This window comes from Mycobacterium sp. AMU20-3851, from assembly GCF_043974665.1.
Classification (GTDB): domain Bacteria; phylum Actinomycetota; class Actinomycetes; order Mycobacteriales; family Mycobacteriaceae; genus Mycobacterium.
Map to the genome: position 1 here is coordinate 75,370 of NZ_CP146371.1, position 26,843 is coordinate 102,212.

Below are 26,843 nucleotides of genomic sequence, written 5' to 3' on the forward strand. Positions count from 1 at the left end.
TGTGGTCCGGCTCACATAGAAATGCGGCATGAAAGCAGCTGTGTACTACGGGCCGAACAAAGTGGACGTCACCGATGTACCCGAACCGGATCCGGGGCCGGGCACGGTCAAGGTGAAGGTCGGGTTCAACGGAATCTGCGGCACCGACCTGCACGAATACTATGCGGGACCGATCTTCGTGCCGACCGAGCCGCACCCGCTGACCGGGCAGCAGCTCCCGCTGGTGATGGGCCACGAGTTCTCCGGCACCATCACCGCGCTCGGCGCGGGCGTCAGCGGCTGGGCCGAGGGCGACCGGGTGGCGATCGAGCCGATCTACCGCTGCGGGAGGTGCGGGCCGTGTCAGGCCGGGACCTACAACATCTGCGCACAGATCGGATTTCACGGACTGATGTCCGACGGCGGCATGGCCGATTACACCGTCGTACCCACCGAGATGCTGCACAAGCTGCCCGACAATGTGTCCCTGGAACTGGGTGCCCTGGTCGAGCCGATGTCGGTGGCCTACCACGCGGCGACCCTCGGCGACGTGCAGCAGGGCGACACCGCGATGGTCTTCGGGGCCGGCCCGATCGGCATCGGGTTGTGGTTCGCGTTGCGGGGCAAGGGTATCGAGGACACCTTCGTCGTCGAACCGTCACCGACCCGGCGGGCGGCGATCGAAGCACTCGGTGCCCGCACGCTGGATCCGACCGCCGTGGACGTGCCCGCCTTCATCGCCGACCACACCCGCGGACACGGCGCCGGCGCGGTGTACGACGCGGCGGGGGTGGCGCCCGCGGTCGAGACGGCGCTGGCCTGCGTCGGCGCCCGCAGGGCCATGGTGAGCGTGGCGATCTATGAGAAGCCGCTGACCACCCCGCTACTCAACCTGGTGATGAACGAATCCCGCATCCAGGGCTCGCTCTGCTACACCGCCGCAGATTTCGAGGCCGTCATCGGGCTGATGTCGCGCGGGGCCTATGACACCACCGGATGGGTCACCGCGATCGGTATCGATGACGTCGTCGAGGAGGGCTTCGAGGCCCTACACGCCGGAACCAAGATGAAAGTGCTGGTGCAGCCATGACCCGAACAATCCCCGCCCCGCTGCTCGGCCGGGTGGCCCTGGTGACCGGAGCCGGCCGGGGCATCGGCCGCGGTATCGCCCACGAACTGGCCGGCCAGGGCGCAGACCTGGCGCTGGTCGACGTCGATGCCGACGTGTTGGCCGGTGTCGCCGCGGAGATCACCGAGATCGGTTCCAAGGTCACGACATTCGTTGCCGACGTATCCGATCGCGCGGCGGTGTTCGCCGCGGTGGATCACGCGGCGAACGCGCTCGGCGGATTCGACGTCATGGTCAACAACGCCGGTATCGCCCTGGTGGGCCCGATCGCGGAGGTGACGCCCGAGCAGCTGGCCCGGCTGTGGTCGATCAACGTCGACGGGGTGCTCTGGGGTATCCAGGCCGCCGTCGCCAAGTTCAAGGAACTCGGTGTACGCGGAAAGATCATCAATGCGTCGAGTATCGCCGGGCACGAGGGGTTCGCCATGCTCGGTCCGTACAGCGCCACCAAGTTCGCGGTCCGGGCGCTCACCCAGGCCGCGGCCAAGGAGCACGCCGCCGACGGCATCACCGTCAACGCGTACTGCCCGGGCGTGGTGGGCACCGACATGTGGACCGAGATCGACAAGCGCTTCGCCGAGCTGACCGGAGCGGCCGAGGGTGAGACCTTCGAGAAGTTCTCCGCCACCATCGCGCTGGGCCGCCCGGAAACACCCGAGGATGTCGCCGGTTTCGTCGCCTACCTGGCCGGACCCGGCGCCGACTATATGACCGGACAGGCCGGTCTGATCGACGGAGGGATGGTCTACCGGTGACCCGCACGTGACAGGTGCTGTGACGGGGAGCACAATCGGGGCAATGCCCGGCCCCTCGATCCCCGAGCCCGCGGTCGCGATCGGTGACGACCCGCGTCAGTACGCCATGCTGTTGTCCGAGGTGTACGACGCGACGATGGCCGGTACGCGGGGACCGGCGAAGCCGCGGCAGGTCATCGCGGAATCCTGGAACAGACTGCTGGACAGCGGGATCGACCCCGAGCATCACGACCCGCCGGAGGTCGACCGCAGCGGGCTGGATCTGCTGCGCCAGTCCTCGGGGCTGATGGCGGTCCTGGCCGACATCTCGCACGGCCTGGAATCGGTGATCGCCGACGGCAGCAACATCCTGGTGGTTGCCGACGCCCGTGGCCGGGTGCTGTGGCGTTCGGGCACCCCGCGGGTGCTGGCCCAGGCCGACCGGCTCGGTTTCGTGGAGGGCGCCAACTGGGGCGAGCCCGCGGTGGGCACCAACGCCATCGGCACCGCGCTGGTCTCCCGGCGCGCGGTGCAGGTGTTCTCCGCCGAGCACTTCCTGCGCAGCCACCACACCTGGACCTGCGCCGGGGCCCCGATCCGGGACCCACGCACCGGACATGTGATCGGTGCGGTCGATGTGTCCGGGCCGGCCGCGACCGTGCATCCCACCACCGTCGCGCTGGTCGACCTGGTGGCGCGGCTGGCCGAATCCCGGCTGCGGGAGGTGCACGAACGCACCCTGAACCGGTTGCGCGCGGTGGCCGCCCCGATGCTGGCCCGGATCGGTGCCCCCGCCCTGGCCGTGGACCCGGACGGTTGGGTGGCCGCCGTGGATCGCCTTCCGCCACACAATCGGATCCTGTTGCCGCACAACGCCGGAGCCGGGCGGACGTTCATCCCCGCGCTCGGTGCGTGTGAACTGGAGCCGCTGTCGGGTGGGTGGCTGGTGCGTCCGGTGGATGAATCTGCCGACACCGACCCGGCCGGCGCCGCCGCGCGGACCTCGCAGGTAACCCTGGATCTGCGTCAGCCGAGCGCGCCGATGCTGTCGATGGTGGGGCCGTCGGGCAGCTGGCGCCGCGACATCTCGCCGCGGCACGCCGAGATCCTGCTGGTGCTGGCCACCCATCGCGGCGGTCGCAGCGCGACCGAGCTGTCCGCCGACCTGTACGGAGATGGCGCGCGGGTGGTCACCGTGCGTGCCGAGATGTCGCGGCTACGAAGGCAACTCGTCGGGGTGATCGCCGCCCAGCCCTACCGGTTCACCGACGGTGTCGTGGTGGACGTACACATTCCGGCGGACTGCCGCGCCCTGCTGCCGGCCTCCACCGCGCCGGCCATCCGGGCGATGCGTGATCAGAGCGTGTAGGACGTCATCGACAGCGAACCGTAGGTGTAGCCCTGCACCAGCACGGCGGCCGGGGGCGCCGGGGACGCCGTGGCCAGTCCGGCGAAGTACAGCATCGGAATGAAGTGGTCCGCGGTGGGCACGGCCGCCGCGAAATCCGGGTGCTCGCGCAGTTTCAGCACGTCGGCCGGGTTCGTGGTGAGTAGTTCGCGGGCGGCCTCGTCGAACCGCAGCGCCCAGTCGAATCCGCCGTCGGGCAGGCGCGGATCCATCACCCGCAGGTTGTGCACGATGTTCCCGCTGCCGAGGACCAGCACCCCGCGCTCCCGCAGCGGCGCCAGCCGGGCACCCAGGTCCAGGTGGTACTCCAGGGGTTGTTCGGCGTTGATGGACAGCTGTACGACGGGGATGTCGGCGTTCGGGAAGGCGTGCACCAGCACCGACCAGGTGCCGTGGTCGATACCCCAGCTGTCCGCGTCGGCACCCACCCAGGTGGGCTGCACGGTCTCGGCTATCTCATCGACAAGGGCAGGCAGACCCGGTGCGGGATAACCGATCTCGTAGAGCTCGGGCGGGAAACCGTAGAAATCGTGGATGGTGCGGGGGCGCGCCATCGCGGTCACGGCGGTCGCGTTGATGTACCAGTGCGCGCTGACCACCAGGATGGCCCGCGGCCGGGGCACCTGCCGGCCGAAGGCCTGCCAGGCATCGGTGTAGCGGTTGGCCTGCACCGCGTTCATCGGGCTGCCGTGACCGATGAAGGCTGCGGGCAGAAGACTCATATATCGACGCTACCGCAGCGGTTGATCGCCCAGATATGCGTCCGCCCAGGCGCCGATGATGCGGCCGGCGCGTTTGGCCTGGCCCGGCCCGGTCAGCAGATGTTCGGACCCCTCCAACGAGACGAAGCTGCGGGGATGACGGGCGGTGTTGAATATGTCACTCGCATTCTCGATGCCGACGGTGTTGTCGGTCGGCGAGTGCAGGATCAGCAGCGGAAGCTTGAGGCCGGCGATCTTGTCGTCGAGCCGGGCCCGGCGCACATCTTCGACGAACGCCCGTTTGAGCGTCAGGGTCTTGCCGCCGACCATCCACTGCCCGCTGCCCTCGGCGAACACCTGCTCCAGGCAGACGTCGTAGTGGTGCTCGACGTGCGTCGGGTCGAACGGCGCGCCGACGGTGACCACGGCCCGGACCCCCGGACAGTCCCGGGCGGCGGCGAGCGCCGCGGAACCACCCCACGAGTGCCCCACCAGCAGGTCTGCCGGGGTGCCCCGGTCGGCCATGAACCGGCAGGCCCGGATGACGTCGTCGACCTTGCAGGTGAACGAGCCGTCACCCCAGTCGCCCTCGGACCCACCCAGACCGAGCGCGTCGAAGCGCAGCATGCCGATCCCGTCGGCGGCCAGCTGCTTGCAGATCCGGGCCGCGGCCGGCGAGTCCTTCCCCAGGGTGAAGCCGTGCGAGAACACCCCCCAACCGCGCACCGGACCCTCCGGTGAATCGATGATCCCGGCCAGGCTGGGACCGGTGGCGCTGGGGAAGGTGACGCGTTCGGCCATGCCGGAGGTTTACCACGCCGGTGCCCCGAGTCGGCACGGTGTCGTTAGGGTGTCGTTCGTGCCGCTGAACACCGTCGCGCTGGAACTCGTCCCCCCGAACGTGGAACGGGGTGCTCAGTATGCCGTCGAGGAGGCGGTCAAGGTCCGCGCCCTGTCGCAGGAGACGGGCGTCGGCATCGGCCACATCATGATCCCGGGGATGATCGACGAGGACGATGACCGTCCCATCGAGATGAAACCCAAGATGGACGTGCTGGAGTACTGGTCGCTGATCCGGCCCGAACTGCCCGAGTCCCGCGGGCTGTGCACCCAGGTGACCTCGTTCCTGGACGAGTCGGCCCTGCGCGGCCGGCTGACCGAACTGGGCGCCGCCGACTTCGACGGCATCGCGTTCGTCGGGGTGCCGCGCACCCTCAAGGACGGTGAGGGCGGCGGCGTCGCACCCACCGACGCGCTGTCGACCTTCGCGACGCTGGTACCGAACCGCGGCGTCATCCTGATCCCGACCCGCGACGGCGAGCAGGGCCGGTTCCGGTTCAAGCTGGACCGGGGCGCCACCTACGGCATGACCCAGCTGCTGTACTCCGACGCCATCGTCGGGTTCCTCACCGAGTTCGCCCGCACCACCGAGCACCGCCCGGAGATCCTGCTGTCCTTCGGGTTCGTGCCGAAGCTGGAGGCCAAGGTCGGATTGATCAACTGGCTGATCCAGGATCCCGGTAACGCGGCCGTCGCCGCCGAGCAGGAGTTCGTCGGCCGGCTCGCGTCCCTGGAGCCGGCGGAGAAACGCAAGCAGATGCTGGACCTGTACAAGCGGGTCATCGACGGGGTCGGCGCGCTGGGTTTCCCGCTCAGCGTGCACTTCGAGGCGGCCTACGGCCCCTCCAAACCGGCATTCGACACCTTCGCCGAGATGCTCGGCTACTGGGCGCCGGAGAGTTCCAACTCCAGCACCGGATAGTCCTCCAGGATCCTGCGCAGCGCCGCCTCGAACTGCCACATCGAGGTGAGGTCGTGGTCCAGGCGGCAGTCGGCTGCCGCGTACCCGGGCGGCAGCGCCGCATCGTGCATCCGGTCGGCGATCTCGTCGAACAGGCTGTGCGGGGTGGCCAGGTAATGACGCGGCTGGTGTGCTCCCGGGGCCGTCACGGTGGCCGCCACCAGCAGCCCGTGCTCGGTCGCGACCACATGGGTGGCCGTCACGGTCACCGCGGCGTGCGTCTCGGCCCGGCCCCACTCCGCGGCGGCCACCCGGCCGGCCAGCACGTGCAACCGGACATCGTCGGTGAGCAGCCGCGGAAACTCCGCGCGTGCCAGGGGGGCTCGGGCGGGCAGGCAGTCACGCAGCAGCGCCCCGAAGTAATCGGTCTCCAACAGATCGGGCATGGACACCTCCACCGACGTCGAGACCTCGAGCGTGCACCCGCGCGGGGCGGATGGTCAACCGCCTATCCTTGCGTGAGTGTCCGATCCCTCCATCCGTGCGTTGCGTAACCGGTTGGACGGACTGACCTACCGGGACGCCTCCCGGCTGGGCCGTCGGCTCAAGCAGGCCGGGCCCGGACAATTGCACCGGATCGCCGAGCAGATCACCGCCGCCGAGGCCTTGGTGCTCACCCGGCAGGCCGCCGTTCCACAGATCAGCTATCCGGACCTGCCGGTCACCGACAGTCGCGCCGAACTCGCCGACGCGATCACCAGAAATCAGGTGGTGGTGGTCGCGGGCGCCACCGGCTCCGGCAAGACCACCCAGCTGCCCAAGATCTGCCTGGAACTGGGCCGCGGCATCCGCGGCACCATCGGGCACACCCAGCCGCGCCGGCTGGCCGCGCGCACGGTGGCCCAGCGGATCGCCGACGAACTGGACACCCAGCTGGGGTCGACGGTCGGCTATACCGTCCGGTTCACCGACCAGGCCAGCGACTCGACGCTGATCAAGCTGATGACCGACGGCATCCTGCTCGCCGAGATCCAGCGGGACCGCCGGCTGCTGCGTTACGACACCCTGATCCTGGACGAGGCCCACGAACGCAGCCTCAACATCGACTTCCTGCTCGGCTACCTGCGTGAGCTCCTGCCGCGCCGGCCCGATCTGAAGGTGATCGTCACCTCGGCCACCATCGAACCCGAGCGGTTCGCCGCACACTTCGCCGTCGACGGGGTGGCCGCGCCGATCGTCGAGGTGTCCGGGCGCACCTATCCGGTCGAGATCCGCTACCGGCCACTGGAAGTGCCTGTCGTTTCCGCTGATTCCGAGGACCCCGACGATCCGGACCACGAGATCGTGCGCACCGAGCTGCGCGATCCGACCGAGGCGATCGTCGACGCCATCGCCGAACTGGAGGCCGAACCACCCGGGGACGTGCTGGTGTTCCTGTCCGGGGAACGCGAGATCCGCGACACCGCCGACGCGCTGCGCGGGCTCGTCGACCAGGGCACCGAGGTGCTGCCGCTGTACGCCCGGCTGGCCACCGCCGAACAGCAGAAGGTCTTCACCCCCAGCAGACACCGCCGGCGAATCGTGTTGGCCACAAACGTCGCCGAGACCTCACTGACGGTTCCCGGCATCCGGTACGTGGTGGACCCGGGCACCGCGCGGATCTCCCGGTACAGCCGCCGCACCAAGGTGCAGCGGCTGCCCATCGAGCCGATCTCGCAGGCATCGGCCGCACAGCGCGCCGGCCGGTCCGGACGTACCGCGCCCGGCGTCTGCATCCGGCTGTACTCCGAGGAGGACTTCGAATCCCGGCCCCGCTATACCGATCCGGAGATCCTGCGCACCAACCTGGCCGCGGTCATCCTGCAGATGGCGGCGCTGAAACTCGGTGACATCAGCGACTTCCCGTTCCTCGACCCACCGGACGCCCGCAGCATCCGCGACGGGGTGCAGCTCCTGCAGGAGCTCGGCGCCTTCGACACCTCGGGTGCGCTCACCGATGTCGGGCGGCGGTTGGCCAGGCTGCCGCTGGACCCGAGGATCGGCCGGATGATCCTGGCCGCCGAGGACGAGAACTGTGTACGCGAGGTGCTCGTCCTGGCTGCCGCGCTGTCCATCCCGGACCCGCGGGAACGCCCCGTGGACAAGGAGGAGGCCGCCCGGCAGAAGCACGCCCGCTTCGCCGACGAGAACTCCGACTTCGTGTCCTACCTGAACCTGTGGACGTACCTGCGCGAGCAACGGAAAGAACGCTCCGGCAGCGCCTTCCGGCGGATGTGCCGCGAGGAGTTCCTGCATTACCTGCGGATCCGGGAATGGCAGGACCTGGTCGGGCAGCTGCGCAGCATCGCAGGAGATCTGGGCATCCGGGAGGGTGACGAACCGGCCGACCCGGCCCGGGTGCACGCCGCGCTGGCCGCGGGCCTGTTGTCGCACATCGGGTTACGCGAGGATCTCAAGGGTCGCGACTCCCGCGAGTACAGCGGCGCGCGCAACACCAAGTTCGTGCTCGCGCCGGGCTCGGTGCTGACCAAGCGGCCGCCGCGCTGGATCGTGGTCGCCGACCTGGTGGAGACCAGCAGGCTGTTCGGCCGCACCGCGGCGCGTATCGAACCGGAATCCATCGAGCGGGTGGCCGGGCATCTGGTGGCCCGCACCTACAGCGAGCCGCACTGGAATGCGCAGCGCGGGGCGGTGATGGCCTTCGAACGGGTTACCCTCTACGGCCTGCCGCTGGTGCCGCGCCGCGCCGTCGGCTACGCGCAGATCGATCCGGAGGTGGCCCGCGACCTGTTCATCCGGCACGCGCTGGTCGAGGGTGACTGGCAGACCCGGCACCACTTCTTCCGGGACAATGCCGCGCTGCGCGCGGAGTTGGAGGAGATGGAGGAGCGGGCGCGGCGCCGCGACCTGCTGATCGGTGACGACGAGCTCTTCGCGCTGTACGACGCGCGGATCCCGGCGACGGTGGTCTCGGCGCGGCACTTCGACTCGTGGTGGAAGAAGCAGCGGCACAAGACCCCGGACCTGCTGACCTTCACCCGCGCCGAGTTGTTGCGCAGCGAGCAGGGCGACGAGCATCCCGACACCTGGCGCACCGAGGACCTCGCGCTGCCGATGACCTACCGCTTCGAGCCGGGCGCCGCCGACGACGGTGTCACGGTGCACGTCCCGGTCGAGGTGCTGACCCGTATCGGCGGGGACGGATTCGCCTGGCAGGTACCGGCGTTGCGCGAGGAGCTGGTGACCGCGCTGATCAAGTCGCTGCCCAAGGACCTGCGCCGCAACTTCGTGCCCGCACCGGACACCGCGCGGGCCATCCTCGACGATCTGGATCCGGGCGCCGGGTCGCTGCTGTCGGAGATCGCACGGGAACTTCGCCGGCGCTCCGGGGTGGTGGTGCCGCTGGAGGCGTTCGACCTGAGCAAGGTGCCTGAGCATCTGCGGGTGACCTTCGCCGTCGAGTCCGCCGACGGCACCGAGGTGGCCCGCGGCAAAGACCTTGCCGGGCTACAGGACCGGCTGGCCGCACCGGTGCGCAAGGCCGTCGCCGAGGCGGTGGCGGGGGAGTGGGAACGCACCGGCCTGCGGGCCTGGCCGGACGATCTGGCCGAGCTGCCGCGCACCGTCGAGCAACTCAGCGGTGGACACATGGTGCGCGGGTTCCCGGCGTTCGTGGACGCCGGGACGGGGGTGGACGTGGCGGTGTTCGCCGGTAAGGCCGAGCAGACGGCGGCCATGAAGCCCGGGCTGCGCCGGCTGCTGAGGCTGACGGTGCCCTCGCCGGTGAAGGCGGTGGAGCGGGGCCTGGACATGCGGGTCCGGTTGACGCTGAACGCCAACCCGGACGGCAGCCTGACCGCGTTGCTGGAGGACTGTGCCGATGCTGCGGCGGACGCACTGATCACCGAAACCAGCTGGACCAAACCGGAATTCGATGCACTGGCGGCCCGGCTGGCCAAGTCGTTGCCGGCCACGACCCGCGATGTCGCCGGCCGGGTGGCCAAGGTGCTGACCGCCGCGCACGAGGCGCAGGTCGCCATCCCGGATCGGCCGACGACGGCCCAGGCCGACGCGGTGGCCGATATCCGTTCGCAGCTGGATCGCTTGCTGCCCAAGGGCTTCGTGACCGTGACCGGGGTGAGCCGGCTGGCCGATCTGACCCGCTACCTGATGGCCGTCGAGCGGCGGCTGGAGCGGCTGCCGCACGGCCTCGGCGCGGACCGGGAACGGATGGAGCGGGTGCACGCGGTCGAGGATGCCTACGACGACCTGGTGCGCGGGCTGACCCCGGCCCGTGCCGCCGGAGCCGACGTCGCCGACATCGGTTGGCAGATCGAGGAACTGCGGGTCAGCCTGTGGGCGCAGCAGTTGGGTACTCCGCGCCCGGTCAGCGAGCAGCGCATCTACAAGGCGATCGCGGCGATCTCCTAGCGCCGGCGGACCAGTTGGGCCTGCTGGATGGCGGCCACCGGCCCGGATTCGTCGAACAGGGTCGCCACCGAGGCGCCGACACCGTCCGGCCCGTAATGGGTTTCGGCGCGGATGCCGAACCAGTCACCTTCCGGCGCCCGGTGCAGGTGCACGGTGAGGTCGGTGTTGAGAAAGGTCCAGCGGCGCACGTCCATCCGGGAGCCCATACCGTTGGCGATGTCGGCGACGCTGAACAATCGCTGCACTCCGGTGGCCGTCTCGCCGGAGACCAGGTCGACCTTCGGGCGCACCCAGCACTCGGCGGGCACGCTGTTGAGGACGTCGTTGAGCCACAGCCAGTCCAGTGTGTCGATGAAGGTCTGCCCGAGTTCGGGATTGACCGGCCGCGGCTTGGCCTCGGCACGTGGCCGCAACGGTGGGGCCGGGGTGAACACGAGGTCGGCCGTGTCGTGCTCCCCGAACCGCCAGGCCCGGGCCTCGGCCACCGGCCGGGGTGCGCCGTCCGGGCCGACCGCCAGCATCTGGGCCGTGAGCAGTTCGATCTTGCTGCCGGGCCGGATCACCTCGGCCCGTACCCACAGCGGGCCGGCCATCGGGACCGGGCCGAGCAGGTCGACGACCACGCGGGTCAGCCGGGCATCGGCGCGCGGTTGGCAGTGCTCCAACGCACGCACGAGCAGTGCCGAGACCGGCGCGGCATTCTGCATATCGGCCGACCAGGTGCTGATGACGTGATCGGAGGCGGCGAACCGTTCGCCGCGCGGATCGTCGGCGTCCAGCAGTTCGTAGTAGGCGTCGGTCACCGGCTGAGGTTATGAGCCCGGCTATCGAAAAGGCAACCGCAAGACTTACCGAGGCTGGCAGAGTGGAACCATGCAGCGTGTGCTGATCGCCGGTCTCGGCGACACCGGGGTGCTGACCGCCGTCAAGCTGGCCCGGCACTTCGAAGTGACCGGTGTATCGGCCAAGCCCGGTCTGCTCAGCGGTCAGGAACTCGGCGTGCGGGTGGCCCGGCCGCAGGAGTGGGCCCGCGACTACTGGACCGGGTTCGAACGGTTCCGCGGACTGGACCGGGTGCGCACGGTGCACGGCACCCTGACCGGGCTCGACCTCGACGGCCGAGCTGTCAGCGTGCAGTGCGCCGGCGATGTTGTGCGGGAGCCCTACGACATCCTGGTGATCTCCACCGGGGTCAGCAACGGGTTCTGGCGTCGGCCGCACTGGCAGACCGCCGAAGAGATCGACGCCGACCTGGACGCGGTGCACCGGCAGCTCGCGGCCGCCGGGACCATCGCGGTGATCGGAGGAGGCGCGGCGGCGGTGAGTGCCGCCGGAAACCTCGCCGCCGCCCTGCCCGGTACGCGGGTCGGGTTGTACTACCCCGGCGAACACGCACTGCCGCAACATCATCGACGGGTCTGGCGTCGTGTCGAGAACCGGCTGCGGCGTCACGGGGTGGCATTGCACCCCGGTCACCGGGCCGTCCTGCCGGAGTCGCACGACGAGATCACCGGCGGTCCGGTGCAGTGGTCGACGGGTCAGCCTGCGGTGCAGGCCGACGCGGTGATCTGGGCCGTCGGGCGGGTGCGCCCCAACACCGGTTGGTTACCCGCCGACCTGCTCGACGAGAGCGGATTCGTCCGTGTCACACCGCAACTGCAGGTGCCAGGACACCCGGAGGTGTTCGCGATCGGTGACGTCGCGGCCACCGATCCACTGCGCGCATCGGCGCGCAGTCGTGCCGACGGGCTGCTGGCCCGCAACATCCGCGCCCATGCGGCAGGCAGGCCACTGCGCGCCTACAACCCGCCCGGGGCCCGGTGGGGTTCGGTGCTGGGAGCACAGCCCGACGGCCTGGAAGTGTTCGCGCCATCCGGGCAGGTGTTCCGATTCCCGGCCTGGTCGGTGCGGAATGTGCTGCAGCCCTGGATCGTCAAACGTGGCATCTACCGGGGGATCCGGGAATGACAGGCTCGTTACCGTCGGCAGTACGGTACGGTCGGCGGTATGAGCAAGGTCATGCAGGGCGTGCGCGTCCTGGAAGTCGCACAGTTCACCTTCGTCCCGGCGGCCGGAGCGATCCTGGCGGACTGGGGGGCCGACGTCATCAAGGTCGAACACCCGGTGCGCGGCGACACCCAGCGCGGATTCATCAACATGGGCGGCTTCCAGATGGACCCGGACCGGCACCCGCTGATCGAGCACCCCAACCGCGGCAAGCGCAGCGTCGGCATCGACGTCTCCACCCCTGGCGGGCAGGAGGTGCTCTACGAGATCGCCAAGACCGCCGACGTGTTCCTGACCAACTACATGCCGGCGCAGCGGCAGAAGAACAAGTTCGACGTCGACCACATCCGGGCGGTCAATCCGAACATCATCTACGCCCGCGGCAGCGCCTACGGTGACAAGGGACCCGAGCGCGATACCGGCGGCTTCGACGGCACCGCGTTCTGGACCCGCAGCGGTGTCGGCCATGCGCTCACCCCGGAAGAGATCGGCGGCGCACTGTCCCAAGGCATCCCGGCGTTCGGCGACTCCATCGGCGGGATGAACATCGCCGGCGGGATCTCGGCGGCACTGTTCCACCGGGAGCGCACCGGCGAGGCCGTCGAACTCGACGTGTCCCTGCTGAGCACCGCGTGGTGGGCGGCCGGGGCCAGCGTCACCCAGGGCATGGAGTCCGGCGAGACGATGCGTTCACTGATGCCGGAGTCGGCCAGCCCGTCGGTCAACCCGTTCCTGGGCAATTACCTGACGTCGGACGGCGGCACCATCAATCTGTGCATCGTCAGCCCCACCGGCTACATCCGGGACGCCTTCGAGCACCTCGGGCTGCCCGAACTGGCCGACGATCCGCGCTTCAGCGACGTGCTACCGCTGATCGAGAATGCCCCGGCCGCAGTCGAACTGATCGCCGACGCGATCCGCAGCAAGCCGTTCGACTACTGGCGCCAACACCTCAAGACCATGAAGGGGCAGTGGGCCCCGTTCCAGAGCCTGGTCGACCTCGGCAGCGATGAACAGGCGCTGGCCAACGATATGGTCACCGAGGTCGAAGGCTCCGACGGCAAGCCGTTCAAGGTGGTGCGCGGCCCGGTGCAGTTCAACCACGAACCGCTGCAGACCACCCGGGCGCCGCAGGCCTCCGAGCACACCGAGTTGGTGCTGATGGAGCTCGGCCTGGACTGGGATCGCATCGAGGAACTGAAGGACTCCGGCGCGATAGCCTGAGCATGTGCACTCCCTCCTGCTCCGGAGCGCGCCGCTGCTGTTGACGCCGGTGCTCCTGGCGGTGAGCACCTTTCCCGGTGAGTTCCGGGTCTCGGCCTCCTACTGGGTGCTGGCGTGTACCGCGGCCGTGGTCTTCCTGGTCGGAGGCCGGCGGCCCTTGGCCGTGACGCTGGTGTTGTCGGCGCTCGCCGTGCCGATGTTCGCCGCTCAGGCGTGGGGACTGTCCGGCCTGGTGCCCTACCTCCCGGCGGTGGCCCTGGCCGAGCTGACGGCCCGCACCGCGCGCAACGGTGTGGTCGCCCTCGGAGCGGTCGGCTGGCTGACCGCGCTGGTGCTCGGCGTCGCCCTCGATGATCACGCACAACGCTGGAGCGCCGCCGACATCACCACCGTGCTCGCGGCGTTCGGGCTCCCGTTGTTGCTCGGGCTCTACCTGCGCAGCCAGCGCCAGATCCGGGCCGCCGCGGAATCGCAGATCCGCGCCCAGGAGCGGGGCGCGATGGCCCGCGAACTGCACGACCTGGTCGCCCACCACATGGCGTCCATAGCGCTGCGCACCGGGGTCGCCGAACACGTTCTCGGCGACGCGGATCCGCGGGTCACCGAGGTCCTCGACGATGTGCACCGCACCGCAACCGATGCGCTGACCGACATCCGGCGCTGGCAGGCCGCCCTGCGTGACCCGGCGTTGCACGAGGTGGCGATGGTGGAACCCGACGCGCTCTGGGACGAGGTCGAGGCCGCTGTACAGCGCACCCGCGCAGCGGGGTTCACGGTGCGCGCCGAGATCGACAGGGATATCACCGGATTGGACGCGATGGCCCGGCTGACCGTGCTGCGGGTGACGCAGGAGGCGCTCACCAACGTGATGAAGCATGCCGATCCAGCCGGGCCGGTGGCAGTGGTGATCGCGCGCCGCGACGGCGGTGTGGAGATCGGAGTCGACAGCGTCGGGGCGGACGAGCAGCAGCGCGGTCTCGGGGTCATCGGCATGTCGGAGCGGATGGACATCGCCGGCGGCAGGTTGACCGCCGGCCGCAGCGACCGGGGCTGGGAGGTGCGGGCATGGCTACCCGTGTCCTGATCGCCGATGACCAGCGCCTGATCCGGGCCGGTCTGCGCATGCTGTGTGAATCGACCGACGATATCGACGTGGTCGGCGAGGCGGCCGACGGCATGGCGGCGGTGCGACTGGCCGCCGAACTGCAGCCCGATGTGATCCTGATGGATCTCCGGATGCCCGGGGTGGACGGGATCACCGCGACCGGGCAGGTGCTCTCCGCCCGTCCCGAGTCGAAGATTCTGGTGCTCACCACCTTCGACGATGACGATCACCTGTATCCGGCGCTGGCCGCCGGCGCCGCGGGCTTCCTGGTCAAGGACACCGATCCCGCCGAGCTCCTCGCCGCGGTGCGGCGCGCGGCCGACGGTGAGTTCGTCTTCTCGCCGCATCTGTTGCAGCGGTTGGTATCCCGGGCCGTGCAGACGCGCGGTCCGGAACGGCCCGACCCGGTCGAGTTGACGGCGCGGGAGGCGGAGGTGCTGCCGTTGGTGGTCGAGGGACTGTCCAATCAGGACATCGCCGACCGGTTGCACCTGGGAGTGACGACGGTCAAGACGCATGTGGCGAACCTGATGGACAAGCTGGGCGCGCAGAACCGGGTGCAACTCGCGGTGTACGGGTATCAGCGCATGGCGTGACCCTCCATCGGCGTCGCCGGCATCGCCGGCGGTCCGGCGGGCTGTTCACCGGGATTCAACACCAGGAACTGACCCATCATGCCCTGATCCTCGTGCAGGGCCAGATGGCAGTGATACATGTAGGGCCAGGTCGGATCGGTGTAGTCGGAGAACCGGACGGCGAGCCGGATACGTTGCCCCGGTGGGGTGTACACGGTGTCCTTGAACCCGGCGAGCTGCGGTGGCGGTGGTGCGCCGTCGATGTCGATGATCCGGAACTGGGTGTCGTGCACGTGGAAGTTGTGCGGCCAGTTGTCCACATTGCGCACCGTCCAGATCTCGTCGGTGTCGACGGTGGCGTGAAAGTCGATGCGGTTCATGTCCATCCGGGTCCGGTTGATCATGAACCACTGCAGATCGAACTCGCGCCGCACGGCGCCCGCCTCATCCGGTAGCCCGGGCAGCGTGGCCAGGGTGGCCGGGAGCGCGCCGATCGGCCGCAGATCCTGCTCGGCATGCAGTTGCAGAATCGTGAAGGTGTCACCGACACCGAAGCGGCGGGCCTCCTCGGCATCCAGGCCCGCCCGACCCTCGATGGGGAACGACTGCAGGACAGCGGATTCTCCGGGCATGCACTCGATGACGATCTCGGTGCGTTCACCCGGGCTCAACTGGACCCGGGTCGCCGGTGCCGGTGCGGCGAGCAGACCACCGTCGCCGGCGACGATGTGGAAGACCCGGCCGTCGTCGAAGCCCAGGTTGTAGAGGCGCCCACCCGACCCGTTGAGGATGCGCAGCCGGACCCGCTCGGTGCTCACGGACAGGTGTGCTCCGGCGATGCCGTTGGTGACGATGGTGTCGCCGAGCAGACCGATGTCGGTCGGGTCGGATTCGTCGAGCGCACCGCCCGCGGTGAACCGGCGGTCCTGGATGATCAGCGGGATGTCGTCGACGCCGTAGTCCTGGGGCAGACCGGTCTGCACATCGTCGTCGATGAGGAACATCCCGGCCAACCCACGGTAGATGTGCTTTTCGGTGGCGCCGTGCGGATGCGGGTGATACCAGAGCGTCGCGGCGGGTTGGTTGATCTGCCAGCGGGGCTGCCACTGGCCGCCGGCCGGCACCGTCTGGTGCGGGCCGCCGTCGCACCGGGCGGGCACGTGCATACCGTGCCAGTGCACGGTGGTCGGCTCGGCCAGCGTGTTCTCGACATGGACCGCTACCGCTTCGCCGCGCCGGGCCCGCAGGGTAGGCCCGAGGATCGATCCGTTGAAACCCCAGGTGGCGGTGCGCACTCCGGGCAGCACCTCGGTCTCCCCGGCCATCGCCCGCAGGGTGAAAGTCCGGGTGCCGTCCGCGCCGATGGTGGCATCGGCCAGGGGCGGGATCGGGAGCGGGCGGGTCGAGCCGAATGTGGTCGATGCTGGTGCGGCGGCGGTGCGCGAGCACCCGAGGCTCAGGAAGAATGGGGTGGCGGCGAGGCCGAACAGCAGCTGACGGCGGGATAGCGATGGCACCCCACGAGTCTTCAGCTCGGCGCGGCGGCGGAAATCGGCCGTGAGGCCGCAGATTCCGGCCCGGCCGGACCTTGTGCGGTTGGCCGAAGCCTGCTACACGCCGGTCGCCACCCGCGGTGCCTTCGCCTCGGCGGTGTCCAGCACCAAGGTGGCGATCCGATCCCGGTGTGCCTCCGCGCTGCCCAGCAGGGCGGCATCGGTGGTGGCCCGCTTGAAGTACAGGTGCGCCTGGTGTTCCCAGGTGAACCCGATACCGCCGTGCACCTGGATGGTGTCGGTGGCGATTCGGGAGAAGGCCGCCGAGGCCAGCGCCTGGGCGATGCTCGCCGCCAGCGCCGGATCATCGGAGCCGTCGCCGAGCGCCCACACCGCGTGGTAGGTGGCCGAGCGGGCGTGCTCCAGATCGACCATGCCCTCGGCCAGTCGGTGCTTGACCGCCTGGAAGGACCCGATCGGGCGGCCGAACTGCAGCCGGGATTTCGCGTACTCGACCGACAGGTTCAGCAGATGCTGTGCGGCGCCGATCTGTTCGGCCGCCAGCAGCGCGGCACCGACCTGCAGTGCATGGGAGATGACGCGTTCGGCCTCGTCGGGTCCGGCGATGAGCCGGGCCGGGGCGTCGGTGAGTTCGACGGTGGCCTGCGGGCGGGTCAGGTCCAGGGTGACCAGGCCGGTGCGCTGCACTCCGGCCGCGGTGGCATCGACGGCGTAGAGCGCGACCCCGTCGGGACCCGTTGCCGCAACGAGTAGTTCGTCGGCGGCATCGGCGTCGACCACCCGGGCGACGGTGCCGGTGAGCGCATCGGTGCCGGTCACCGTGACGGCGGCCGGATCGAAAGCGCCGGCACGATCGGGTACCGCGAATGCGGCGGTGCGGGTGCCCTCCATCAGCGCGGCCAGCAGCTCGTCGCGAACCGCCCCACCCGATGCGGCGACCAACGCCGGGATCGTCAGGTACACGGTGCCGAACAGCGGTCCGGTCGCCAGCGCGGCGCCGAGTTCCTCGACCGCGATCGCCTGATCGACCAGCGTGCCGCCGACGCCGCCGTCGGCCTCGGGGACCGACAGACCCAGGACGCCCAGCTCGGATCCCAGGCGCTGCCAGACCTTTCGGTCATAGCGGGGCTCGGACTCCATCTGGATGCGGGCCTTGGCCTCGCCGAAGTTGTCGGCACTGAACTTGCGCACCGCATCGCGCAATTGGCCCTGCTCGCTGCTGAATTCGAATTCGCTAGCCACGCGGGATCTCCTTCCACGGCATGCCGGCATCGGCACGCAGATCACCGGGCAGACCGAGGATCCGTTCGGCCAGGATGTTGCGCATCACTTCCGATGTCCCGCCTTCGATGGTGTTGGCCTTGCTGCGCAGGAACCGCTGCTGGATGGGGCCGCGCCAGTCGCCGTCGTCATCGCGGTCCTGTTCGTAGGTGTGGTACAGAATGCCCTCCGGCCCAAGCAGATCCATGCACCACGTGTAGATGTGCTGATTCAGTTCGGCGCCGACCAGCTTGCCGATCGAGCCCTCGGGCCCGGGTCCACCGACGGTCGCACTCGCGCGGGAGCGCTGCGCGGTCAGCCGCTGTGCCTCCGACCGCAGCCACAACTGGGTCAGCCGGTCGCGTAGCACCGGTGTCTGCAGGTCCGGGCGTGCCGCCCACAGTCCGACGGCCTCGGCGATGGTGCCCGCGCCGCGCTTACTACCGCTGCCGCCGAGCGCGCTGCGCTCGTTCATCAGGGTGGTCATCGCCACCGCCCAGCCGTTGCCCACGTCGCCGAGCCGGTGGGCGTCCGGGATGCGGGCGTCGGTGATGTAGACCTCGTTGAACTCGGCCTGCCCGGTGAGTTGGCGCAGCGGCCGGGTCTCGACGCCGGGGGCGTGCATGTCGAGGACGAAGTAGGTGAGTCCCTTGTGTTTGGCCACATCGGGGTTCGTGCGGGCCAGCAGCAGGCCCCAGCGGGCCCGGTGGGCGAGGCTGGTCCACACCTTCTGCCCGTTGATCACCCAGTCGTCACCGTCGCGGACGGCCGAGGTGGCCAGCCCGGCCAGATCCGATCCGGCGCCCGGTTCGGAGAACAGCTGGCACCAGATGTCCTCGGTGCTGGCCAGTGGCCGCAGCCAGAACTTCTTGAGTTCGTCGGACTGTGCGTGTTCGCGGACCGTCGGCGCGGCCATCCCGTATCCCATCGGGTTGAGCCCGAGCGGCATCGGCCCGCCGGCGCCCTGCAGGATGCCGTCCGCGACGGCCTGCAGCCCGCGGGACACCCCGAGGCCGCCGAGCCCCTCGGGGAAATGCACCCAGGCCAGGCCGGCGTCATAGCTCGCCGTCAGGAATTCGGGGATCGGTACCTTCTTCGGGTCGTGGTCGGCCACGACCTTCCGGGCCAGGTCGGCGACCCGGTCCGCATCGGTGACGGTGCTCATCAGGCCACCATAGGCAGCAGTGATCGCCGTCACGTATCCGGGTCTACCAACCGGTGGGCAAGATGGGCCCATGCATGTCACTGCGAACGCCACCGTCAGCGCCCCGATCGACACGGTGTGGGCCGTCCTGACCGATCATCGCGGGATGGCCACCTGGGCGCCCGGCCTGACCGTCAGTCTGGGCACGCCCGGGACACCGGACCCGAACGGGGTGGGCGCGGTCCGCCGGATCAGCACCCCGGGCCCCGGGCCGGACATCGTCGAGGAGGTGACCACCTTCGACGCACCGCATGTGTTCGGATACAAGGCGCTGTCGGGCACCCCGTTCCCCGGCTACGCCGGCGAGGTCCGGCTCAGTGCGGCGGGAACCGGCACCCGGATCGAGTACACGATCTCCTCGACCGCGACGTTTCCGCTGGTGAAGCTCCCGCTCGCGGGCATCGGGCAGGTGCTGCTGCGGCTGCTGGTGCGGGCCGCTTCGCGGGCCTGACCTGTCAGCCGAGCGCCGCGACCCGGGCGACCGTCAGCGCCGAGGTGAGCCGCAGCAGATCCGGCGGCCGGGACAACTGAAGTCCCGTCAGTTCCTCCAGGCGTCTGATCCGCTGGGCAACGGTGTTGGGGTGCAGGTGAAGGGCATTCGCGGTGGCGCGGCGATCCAGGCTGTGTTCCAGGTGCACGCGAGCGGTGTGGATGAGCTCGGTGTGCCGGGTCCGGTCGTACTCCAGGACGGGGCCCAGCACGGTGCGCGCGAACGCGCGCAGCCGCTGCGGGTCGTCGAGTTGCAACAGCAGATGGTCGATCGTCACATCCGCCATGTCGATCACCGTCGTCGACTGGGCGTCGGCCGCGAGATTCATTGCACCGCACAATGTTCGGTAGGCATCGGGTAGGTCGTCCACAGTGCCGGTGGCGGACACCGCGGCCACCGCGAACTCGGCGGCACCGGAGGCCGACAGGATGCCCACCAGCGTGCCGGCCAACTCCGCAGCGTCCGAGTGCGATTCCGCTGAGCACACCAGCACCAGGTCGCCGCGGAACAACGCGGCCAGCGGGCGGGGAGTGATATCGGCGGCGAATCGGTCGGTGACGGCGAGAATCCGTTCGGCGCGTTCAGGTTCCGGCCAGCGGACGGTGATCAGCGTCTGGGCGCCGGAGAGGTCCCAGCCCAGACGTCGCGCCCGGTCCAGCAGCGAGGCATCGGTGACGTCCGCGGTCAGCAGATCGGCGAGCAGTGAACCGCGCAGGCGCTGTTCCACCTCGGCCGCGGTGCGGGCCCGCAGCAGCTCCAGCGCGGTGACAACCGCGGCATGTTCCACCGCACGCACATCGAGTGCCGTCAGCGCACGCTGCCCGGCGATCTGGATCCGGGCCACCACCGTGCCGTCGAGGACCACCCCGGATTCCCAGTGATCATCGACCGGCGTCACGGTGGGACCGATATCGCCGCCCTGGACCTCGTCGATCAACACGGCGCGGCCGAGCAGCTCGGCCAGCGCGTCGGCCACCCCGGCAACACCCTCGCCGCGCAGCGCGGTGGCCATCAGAAGACCGTGCACTTCCTCGGCGCGGCGGAGCTCCCGGATGGTGGCCTGCTCCTGGGCCCGCAATTGTGCGGTGCCCAGGGCGATCGCCACCTGCGTCGCGAGCGTGGTGACGAGGCTGACCTCGGCGGCATCGAAGCGGTGCGGCCCGGTGCGGTAACCGTTGAGCGCACCGACGATCGCACCGGCCCGGCGCAGCGGCACGGATATCAGCGCCCGGTAGCCCTGCTCGTGGGCCACCCCGCCCCAGCTGAACTCGGGTACCAGTTCGATGTCCTGCAGGGTCACCACCTCGCCGGTACGGAACGCGATGCTCGTCGGCGCCTCGTGCTCACCGTGGACATCGAGCAGGATCGGGCGGTCGGCGTTGACCTGCGCAATGTACTCCCCGGACAGGCCGTGCGAGCCGACGATGGTCAGCGCGGTGCCTGCGGCATCGGGCAGGAACACCGCGCAGAAGTCGTAACCGAGCAGGGTGCACGCGGTCCGCGCCACCCGATCCAGCAACTCGGTGACGGGCTCGTCGCCGCCGACGGCCTCGCCGATCCCGGCCAACGCGTGTAACCAGCGTTCCAACGTCGGATCGCCGTGCGGGTGTGTTGCGCTGGACATAACTGCCAGCTTAAGTGTGTGTGCGACGACATTGCCTCATCGATGCAGCGACGAGCATCGTGTTCTCGTGATCACCGTCACAGAAGACCGTTCGAGGAGAGTGCCGATGCGCCGAACTGCCAAAGCTCTGGTGGCCCTGATGGCCGCCGCCGTCCTGGCCATGACCACGGCATGCTCGGCGGGACTCGGCGGGCCCGCGTCCTCGCGCTCCGCCCAGGAGGGTGTCATCCGCTTCACCTTCGCGCCCGACCCGATCTGGGACTACATGCACGACGCCGGCATCGTTGACGAATGGCAGCGCGACACCGGCTACACCATCGAGACCAGCGCCACCTGGGACGAGTTCGGCCTCTTCGCCGGCGGGCACGCCGACATCATCTCCTCGGCCTCCTTCGAGGTGCCCGGCCTGGAGGAACAGACTCAGCGAGAGACCGTCATCATCGGGCGCTACAACGCCGAGCGCAGTCGCCTCCTGGTCCGCGCCGACGACCCCGCCCAGTCGCTGGAAGATCTGCGCGGGCGCCGGCTCGGGGTCTTCACCACGGTGTCGGGCACGCTGGTGTGGAGCGCGCTGGTCAAGCAGATGCACGATATGCAACTCGTGGACGGTGACGGCGGCCCTGCCGATTTCGACATCGTTGTCGCGGATATCCAGAACCTGTCGAACCTGTTGGCGCGCGGCGAGATCGATGCCTGCATCTGCTACCCGGACCTGTCCGCGCGGGAGCTGCGCAGCGGCGCGGTGCGACCGCTCTACGACGGCAAGTCCTCGGCTGATCTGTTCGCCGAACTCAACGCACCGGGACACGACGGGCCGATGGGCAACGTGTTCGTCGCCCGCAAGGACTGGGTCGAGGGCCACCCCGGCGAGGTGTCGGCCTTCCTGGATCTGTGGGACCGCGGCCTGCGGGAGTGGCAACAGCACCGCGACACCATGATCGAGCGTTACCCACAGCACTTCGCCGTATCCACCCCGGAGGATATCGAGTTCATGAAGGACTATGTCGCCGAACACGACTGGGTGGTCGACGAGGTTCGCTTCGACCAGAAGTGGGCCGATGACGAGAGCTCGATCTTCGACCTGATGCGCACCGCAGGCGTGATCGGCGACGACATCACCGATCCCCAGTTCCTGCCAGCAGAAGGAGTCCACCAGTGACCCAGACCGTCACGGCGCGGCCGGCTCAGCGCGAACCGCGCGACGCACCGCCACGAACCGCCGTCCACCGACCATGGGGAAGCCGACGCTGGCTGGTGTCCGGGCTCGCGCTGATCGGTGCGGTCGGATTGTGGGCGCTGGCCGCGGTCATCGTCGACGACCCGATCCTGCCGAACCCCGCCGACGTCGCCGACCGGGTGCTGGCCATCATCGTCTCCGGGGAGGCGGTGACTAACTTCGCGGCCAGTATCGGCAAGATCGCCGCAGGTTTCGCCATCGCGATGGTGGCCGGGCTGATCATCGGCTTCGCCATGGGCCGTTCGAAGTTCATGACGTCCTACTTCTCCCTGCCGTTGTTCGTACTCGGCAATATGCCGGGCCTGACCTACGCGGTCTTCGGGTTGCTGATCTTCGGTGTGGGCGCCGGCGGTCCGATCGTGGTCTCGGCTCTGGTGGCCACCCCGTTCATCGCGATGAACGTGGCCGAAGGGGTGCGATCGGTCGACGGCAACCTGCTGGCGATGTGCAACGCGTTCGAACGCCGGAGGTCCGACATCCTGCGCCACCTCTACCTACCCGCATTGACAACTTTCGTATTCGCCGGCGTGCGTTACGGATTCGCGATGGCGTGGAAGGTCGAAGCACTCACCGAGGTGTTCGGGGCCAGCAGCGGAGTCGGATTCATGATCCGCAAGGCCTACCAGGAATTCCAGGTCGACGACATGCTCGCCTGGACCGCACTGTTCATCATCGCGATGGTGCTGATCGAGCGTGGCCTGGCCCATCTGGAGAACCGTTTCTTCGCCTGGCGGAAGGAAATCGCATGACCACCCTCACCTCCTGGCAGCGCCAACTGCGCAGCCAGGGCACCGCCGCCGCTGCGGTTCTCGCCGCACTGGCGACCATCGTCGGGGCCTGGCAGCTGGCGGTCATCGTCGGCAACCGGGTGCCGTCACTGGCCGACACCATCGGCCGCCTCGGCGCCGAAGCCGCCATCGGTGAGCTGTGGGGAAACCTGGCCGTCAGTATGAACCGGTTCCTGCTCGGGCTCGTCGGGGCGCTGGTCCTCGGCGCGGTCATCGGCGTGCTGATGGGACTGTCCAAGATTGCCGACCTTGCCTTCTCCGACCTGAACGCGGCCGCACTGGCGATCCCGGCGGTGATCTGGGCGCTGCTGACCACCATGTGGTTCGGTTTCGGATGGCTGACCCCGGTGGTGACGGTGTTCCTGTCCGGACTGCCGTTCGTCGTCGTGAACATCGCCAAGGCCACCAGGGCGGTACCGGCCGACCTGATCCTGATGGCGCGGGCGTTCGGAGTGTCCCGCACCCGGGTGCTGCGGGAGATCGTGGCGCCGGCGGTGGCCGGATCAACCGTTGCCGCAGTGCGTTTCGCGATCATGAGCGCGTGGAACGGCCTGTTGCTCGCGGAGTGGTTCGGATCGACCTCCGGTGTCGGGTGGCGTTCGCGCTACTGGTACGACGCCAACCAGCTCGACGGCTTCCTGGCCTGGGTGCTGGTCTTCATCCTGCTGCTGGTCGTCGCCGACCTGCTCATCCTCGGTCCCATCGAGCGCTACGCCACCCGCTGGCGCACCGCCTAGAAAGAGAGTCACAACCATGGCTTCCATCGAGATCCAGAACCTGGTCAAGGAATTCACCGACCGACGCGGCGATGTCACCCGCGTGATCGACGGGATCGACCTGACCATCACCGGCGATACCTTCGTCTCGGTCGTCGGCCCGTCGGGCAGCGGAAAGACCACGCTGCTCAACATCGTCTCCGGCATCGAGACGCACACCTCGGGCAGTGTGCGGTTACGGTCCGGCGGGCGCGACGCCCGCGTCGGCTATGTCTTCCAGGACCCGAGACTGCTGCCGTGGCGCACCGTGATGGCCAACCTTGGCTTCGTCCAGCACGAACGTGACGGCTGGCAGCAGCGGGCCGAGCACTACCTCGATCTGGTCGGGCTGAGCCACTGTGCCAACCGATTCCCGGCCCAGTTGTCCGGCGGGCAGCAGCAGCGCATCGGGATCGCGCGGGCCTTCGCCGTCGAACCCGATGTGCTGCTGATGGACGAGCCGTTCAGTCACCTCGACGCGATGACCTCGCGGACCCTGCGCGAACACCTGGAACGAATCTGGCTGGAATCCCGCCGAACGGTCATGTTCGTGACCCACGACGTGACCGAGGCGGTGCAACTGTCAGACCGCATCGTGGTGCTGGCCCCCGGCGGCCGTGTGCACGAGATCATCGACGTGGACCTGCCCCGGCCCCGCCGGGCCTCAGACCCCGCCGTCGCGGTGCTGCAGGCCGAGGTGCTGGCCCGGTTCGAGGCGCTCGAAGCCATGGGAGTGGCATCGTGAGCCTGCGCCCCGGTCCCATCGACGTCCACGCACACTGGTTGCCGCAGGAACTGTTCGGGCTGGCCCCCGGATCGCCGCTGCCCGCGCTGCGCGACCGCGACGGCGAGCTCTGCCTCGGCGATCTTGCGCTGTCCATCCAGACCGGCGCGATGAGCGACGTGAGCAGGGTGCTCGCCGACACCGACGCGGCCGGCCTGGGATCCCGGGTGTTGTCGGCACCGCCGTTCGCCTTTCCCGTTGCCCACGCCGACGGTGTGGACGACTTCGTCGGCGAGTTCAACGGTGCGCTGGCGAAGGTGTGCCGTGACAATCCGGACCGGCTACTCGGGCTGGGGCTGGTGACACTGCACGACCCCGACGCTGCCCGCAAACAGATCGAGGCGATGGCTTCGGCATCGGTGATCCGCGGTATCGCGGTACCCCCGCTGCTGGGCACGGCATCGTTCGACGTCGACCCGATGCGGGAGATCCTCACCGCCGCAGCCGAGAACGATATGGCCGTGCTGGTGCATCCGATGCAGCTGCCCCGTCCGGAATGGTCCTCGTACTATCTGGCCAACCTGATCGGCAACCCGGTGGAGTCCGCCACGGCGGCCGCCGCGCTGACCCTGGGCGGTGTGCTGGACGCCCTGCCCACGCTGCGAATCGTGCTGGTGCACGGCGGCGGATGCGCCCCGGCGATCGTCGGCCGCTGGCAGCACGGCTGGAACCAGCGCGCCGACGTGCGGTCCGCGAACGGCCGGGCGCCGCGGGAGGCGTTCACCGACCTGTGGTTCGACACCCTCACCCATGACGTGGCCGCGCTGGAACTGCTGCGCGCCCAGTCCGACCCCGCCCACCTGATGTGCGGCAGCGACTATCCGTTCGACATGGGAACCCACGACCCGCTGTGGCTTCCACGCGCGGTCGGCATCGACGACGCCGCACTGGAGACCAACGCCCGGGCGTTCCTCGGGCTGGAGAACGCAGGAGAGACAGCATGAGCGAGGCGAAGAATTGGTCCGGTCACCGGGCGCTGGTGATCGGCGGCTCGATCGGAGGGCTGACGACCGCGCTGCTGCTGCGCAGGCTGGGTTTCGACGTCGACGTGTACGAGCGCACGCCCACCTCGCTGGACGGGCGGGGCGGCGGGATCGTGCTGCAGCCGGACACCCTGCGGTGGTTTGTGGAGTGCAGTGATCAGCACCCCGAGAACGTCAGCACATCAACACATTTCGTCCAGTATCTGGGCCCGGACAATGAGATCCTGCACCGGGACCCGGCACCGTGGAGTTACACGTCCTGGGGCACGTTCTACCGTGCGCTGCTGTCGGATTTCGGCACCGCGCACTACCACCTCGGTGAGTACGCGGCCGGATACGACCAGGATGCCGACGGTGCCGAGGTGCGATTCACCTCGGGCCGGCGCGAGCGGGCCGACCTGGTGGTGTTCGCCGACGGGATCAGTTCGCCGAGCCGGCGCCGCATCTCACCCGGATCCGCCCTGGAGTACTCGGGTTATGTCGGCTGGCGCGGTACCGTCCCCGAAAGCCAGGTCAGTGCCGCGACTTTCGACCTACTGCACGACGCGATCAGCTACAGCGTCGCGCCGTACACCCACATCAACGTGTACCCGATCCCGTCCGGGGACGGTGGCCTCGGGGTGGGGGAGCGGCTGCTGAATTATGTCTGGTACCGCAACGTCACCGAGGGCCACCAGCTCGACGAGCTGATGACCGACAAGCGTGGCTTCCTGGCCGGGGTGTCCCTGCACCCGGGCCAGGTGCAGGACCGGTTCATCGACGAGATGCGCGCGGCGGCACCGGAACTGCTGGCTCCCGCGGCGGCCGAGGTGGTGCTGCGCACCGAACAGCCCTACCTGCAGGCGGTCTACGACGTGCAGGCTCAACAGATGGCGACGGGTCGGGTCGCCCTCATCGGCGATGCGGCCAGCGCCGCACGCCCGCACGCCGCCGCGGGCACCGCCAAGGCCGCCGCGAACGCCTGGGCACTGTACGCCGCCCTGTCCGACAGCGCCGATATCACCGAAGCACTGGCCAAATGGGAGCCCGGACAGCTCGAACTCGCGCACAGCTTGATGCGCCGGGTCAAGGAGATGGGCACCCGCTCACAGGTGGACTGCACCTGGGTGCCCGGCGACCCCGACAACCGGTTCGGCCTCTACGGCCCCGGCCACTGATCACCCACAAGGA

The 26,843-nt window shown here is 69.3% G+C and carries 24 protein-coding genes; 16 read left to right on the top strand and 8 right to left on the bottom strand.

Annotated features, from left to right (window positions below):
- Nucleotides 1-28: 28 nt before the first annotated feature.
- Genes V4U86_RS00370 through V4U86_RS00380 form a run of 3 tightly spaced genes read left to right on the top strand, consistent with a single transcriptional unit; the run spans nucleotide 29 to nucleotide 3,211 of the window.
- Complete coding sequence (locus V4U86_RS00370) at nucleotides 29-1,069, top strand: 2,3-butanediol dehydrogenase (protein ID WP_395309340.1); 1,041 nt, start codon at nucleotides 29-31, stop codon at nucleotides 1,067-1,069.
- The gene (locus tag V4U86_RS00375; protein ID WP_395309341.1) at nucleotides 1,066-1,863 is read left to right on the top strand and encodes an acetoin reductase; all 798 of its coding nucleotides are present in this window, start codon (nucleotides 1,066-1,068) and stop codon (nucleotides 1,861-1,863) included. The genes V4U86_RS00370 and V4U86_RS00375 overlap by 4 nt, the downstream gene beginning before the upstream one ends.
- A 43-nt stretch (nucleotides 1,864-1,906) precedes the next feature.
- Entirely contained in the window at nucleotides 1,907-3,211 is a 1,305-nt protein-coding gene (locus V4U86_RS00380; RefSeq protein WP_395309342.1) for a helix-turn-helix domain-containing protein, read from the top strand.
- On the opposite strand, the gene ygiD is transcribed toward V4U86_RS00380, so the two are convergent.
- Both ygiD and V4U86_RS00390 read right to left on the bottom strand, forming a co-directional pair.
- Nucleotides 3,199-3,972: a 4,5-DOPA dioxygenase extradiol gene (gene ygiD / locus V4U86_RS00385; protein ID WP_395309343.1), complete on the bottom strand. Its 774-nt coding sequence runs from the start codon at nucleotides 3,970-3,972 to the stop codon at nucleotides 3,199-3,201. The genes V4U86_RS00380 and ygiD overlap by 13 nt on opposite strands.
- Nucleotides 3,973-3,981: 9 nt before the next feature.
- Complete coding sequence (locus tag V4U86_RS00390; protein ID WP_395309344.1) at nucleotides 3,982-4,752, bottom strand: alpha/beta hydrolase family protein; 771 nt, start codon at nucleotides 4,750-4,752, stop codon at nucleotides 3,982-3,984.
- Nucleotides 4,753-4,810: 58 nt separating this feature from the next.
- Here V4U86_RS00390 and V4U86_RS00395 point away from each other — a divergent pair, with 58 nt between their 5' ends.
- Nucleotides 4,811-5,713, top strand: a complete 903-nt coding sequence (locus tag V4U86_RS00395; protein ID WP_395309345.1) for a mycobacterial-type methylenetetrahydrofolate reductase — start codon at nucleotides 4,811-4,813, stop codon at nucleotides 5,711-5,713.
- On the opposite strand, the gene V4U86_RS00400 is transcribed toward V4U86_RS00395, so the two are convergent.
- Nucleotides 5,674-6,138, bottom strand: a complete 465-nt coding sequence (locus tag V4U86_RS00400) for a hypothetical protein (protein ID WP_395309346.1) — start codon at nucleotides 6,136-6,138, stop codon at nucleotides 5,674-5,676. The two genes, V4U86_RS00395 and V4U86_RS00400, sit on opposite strands and share 40 nt — an antisense overlap.
- A 76-nt stretch (nucleotides 6,139-6,214) precedes the next feature.
- On the opposite strand from V4U86_RS00400, the gene hrpA reads away from it, so the two are divergent.
- On the top strand, nucleotides 6,215-10,123 hold the full coding sequence (gene hrpA, locus V4U86_RS00405) for an ATP-dependent RNA helicase HrpA (RefSeq protein ID WP_395309347.1): 3,909 nt from the start codon (nucleotides 6,215-6,217) through the stop codon (nucleotides 10,121-10,123).
- Here hrpA and V4U86_RS00410 read toward each other — a convergent pair.
- Nucleotides 10,120-10,926, bottom strand: coding sequence for a thioesterase family protein (locus V4U86_RS00410; protein ID WP_395309348.1), 807 nt, complete (start codon nucleotides 10,924-10,926; stop codon nucleotides 10,120-10,122). The genes hrpA and V4U86_RS00410 overlap by 4 nt on opposite strands.
- Before the next feature lie 70 nt (nucleotides 10,927-10,996).
- Here V4U86_RS00410 and V4U86_RS00415 point away from each other — a divergent pair, with 70 nt between their 5' ends.
- From V4U86_RS00415 to V4U86_RS00430, 4 genes are read left to right on the top strand one after another with little or no spacing between them, the layout of a single operon-like run.
- Nucleotides 10,997-12,091 carry an FAD-dependent oxidoreductase gene (locus V4U86_RS00415; protein ID WP_395309349.1) on the top strand — a complete coding sequence of 365 codons (1,095 nt, stop codon included), beginning with the start codon at nucleotides 10,997-10,999 and terminating at the stop codon, nucleotides 12,089-12,091.
- A gap of 39 nt (nucleotides 12,092-12,130) precedes the next feature.
- On the top strand, nucleotides 12,131-13,354 hold the full coding sequence (locus tag V4U86_RS00420; protein WP_395309350.1) for a CaiB/BaiF CoA transferase family protein: 1,224 nt from the start codon (nucleotides 12,131-12,133) through the stop codon (nucleotides 13,352-13,354).
- A gap of 4 nt (nucleotides 13,355-13,358) precedes the next feature.
- On the top strand, nucleotides 13,359-14,438 hold the full coding sequence (locus V4U86_RS00425) for a sensor histidine kinase (RefSeq protein WP_395309351.1): 1,080 nt from the start codon (nucleotides 13,359-13,361) through the stop codon (nucleotides 14,436-14,438).
- Entirely contained in the window at nucleotides 14,420-15,055 is a 636-nt protein-coding gene (locus V4U86_RS00430; protein ID WP_395309352.1) for a response regulator, read from the top strand. The genes V4U86_RS00425 and V4U86_RS00430 overlap by 19 nt, the downstream gene beginning before the upstream one ends.
- Here the strand turns inward: V4U86_RS00430 and V4U86_RS00435 are convergent.
- The 3 genes from V4U86_RS00435 to V4U86_RS00445 form a co-directional block, all read right to left on the bottom strand.
- The gene (locus tag V4U86_RS00435; protein ID WP_395309353.1) at nucleotides 15,040-16,551 is read right to left on the bottom strand and encodes a multicopper oxidase family protein; all 1,512 of its coding nucleotides are present in this window, start codon (nucleotides 16,549-16,551) and stop codon (nucleotides 15,040-15,042) included. The two genes, V4U86_RS00430 and V4U86_RS00435, sit on opposite strands and share 16 nt — an antisense overlap.
- Nucleotides 16,552-16,644: 93 nt before the next feature.
- Entirely contained in the window at nucleotides 16,645-17,820 is a 1,176-nt protein-coding gene (locus V4U86_RS00440) for an acyl-CoA dehydrogenase family protein (protein ID WP_395312267.1), read from the bottom strand.
- A complete protein-coding gene (locus tag V4U86_RS00445) occupies nucleotides 17,783-18,973 on the bottom strand; it encodes an acyl-CoA dehydrogenase family protein (RefSeq protein WP_395309354.1) in 1,191 nt (396 codons plus the stop codon). The genes V4U86_RS00440 and V4U86_RS00445 overlap by 38 nt, the downstream gene beginning before the upstream one ends.
- A gap of 70 nt (nucleotides 18,974-19,043) precedes the next feature.
- Here V4U86_RS00445 and V4U86_RS00450 point away from each other — a divergent pair, with 70 nt between their 5' ends.
- Nucleotides 19,044-19,463 (top strand): SRPBCC family protein, encoded by a 420-nt coding sequence (locus V4U86_RS00450; protein ID WP_395309355.1) that lies wholly within the window; start codon nucleotides 19,044-19,046, stop codon nucleotides 19,461-19,463.
- A 4-nt stretch (nucleotides 19,464-19,467) separates the two neighbouring features.
- On the opposite strand, the gene V4U86_RS00455 is transcribed toward V4U86_RS00450, so the two are convergent.
- Nucleotides 19,468-21,126 (bottom strand): helix-turn-helix domain-containing protein, encoded by a 1,659-nt coding sequence (locus V4U86_RS00455; RefSeq protein ID WP_395309356.1) that lies wholly within the window; start codon nucleotides 21,124-21,126, stop codon nucleotides 19,468-19,470.
- Nucleotides 21,127-21,232: 106 nt separating this feature from the next.
- Between V4U86_RS00455 and V4U86_RS00460 the strand changes: the two genes are divergently transcribed.
- Genes V4U86_RS00460 through V4U86_RS00485 form a run of 6 tightly spaced genes read left to right on the top strand, consistent with a single transcriptional unit; the run spans nucleotide 21,233 to nucleotide 26,830 of the window.
- Nucleotides 21,233-22,285: an ABC transporter substrate-binding protein gene (locus V4U86_RS00460; RefSeq protein ID WP_395309357.1), complete on the top strand. Its 1,053-nt coding sequence runs from the start codon at nucleotides 21,233-21,235 to the stop codon at nucleotides 22,283-22,285.
- Nucleotides 22,282-23,112: an ABC transporter permease gene (locus V4U86_RS00465; protein ID WP_395309358.1), complete on the top strand. Its 831-nt coding sequence runs from the start codon at nucleotides 22,282-22,284 to the stop codon at nucleotides 23,110-23,112. The genes V4U86_RS00460 and V4U86_RS00465 overlap by 4 nt, the downstream gene beginning before the upstream one ends.
- Nucleotides 23,109-23,888, top strand: coding sequence for an ABC transporter permease (locus tag V4U86_RS00470; protein WP_395309359.1), 780 nt, complete (start codon nucleotides 23,109-23,111; stop codon nucleotides 23,886-23,888). Before V4U86_RS00465 ends, V4U86_RS00470 begins: the two co-directional genes overlap by 4 nt.
- A gap of 16 nt (nucleotides 23,889-23,904) precedes the next feature.
- The gene (locus V4U86_RS00475) at nucleotides 23,905-24,651 is read left to right on the top strand and encodes an ABC transporter ATP-binding protein (protein WP_395309360.1); all 747 of its coding nucleotides are present in this window, start codon (nucleotides 23,905-23,907) and stop codon (nucleotides 24,649-24,651) included.
- Nucleotides 24,648-25,634 (top strand): amidohydrolase family protein, encoded by a 987-nt coding sequence (locus tag V4U86_RS00480; RefSeq protein ID WP_395309361.1) that lies wholly within the window; start codon nucleotides 24,648-24,650, stop codon nucleotides 25,632-25,634. The genes V4U86_RS00475 and V4U86_RS00480 overlap by 4 nt, the downstream gene beginning before the upstream one ends.
- The gene (locus V4U86_RS00485) at nucleotides 25,631-26,830 is read left to right on the top strand and encodes an FAD-dependent monooxygenase (RefSeq protein ID WP_395309362.1); all 1,200 of its coding nucleotides are present in this window, start codon (nucleotides 25,631-25,633) and stop codon (nucleotides 26,828-26,830) included. Before V4U86_RS00480 ends, V4U86_RS00485 begins: the two co-directional genes overlap by 4 nt.
- The last annotated feature ends 13 nt before the right edge of the window (nucleotides 26,831-26,843 follow it).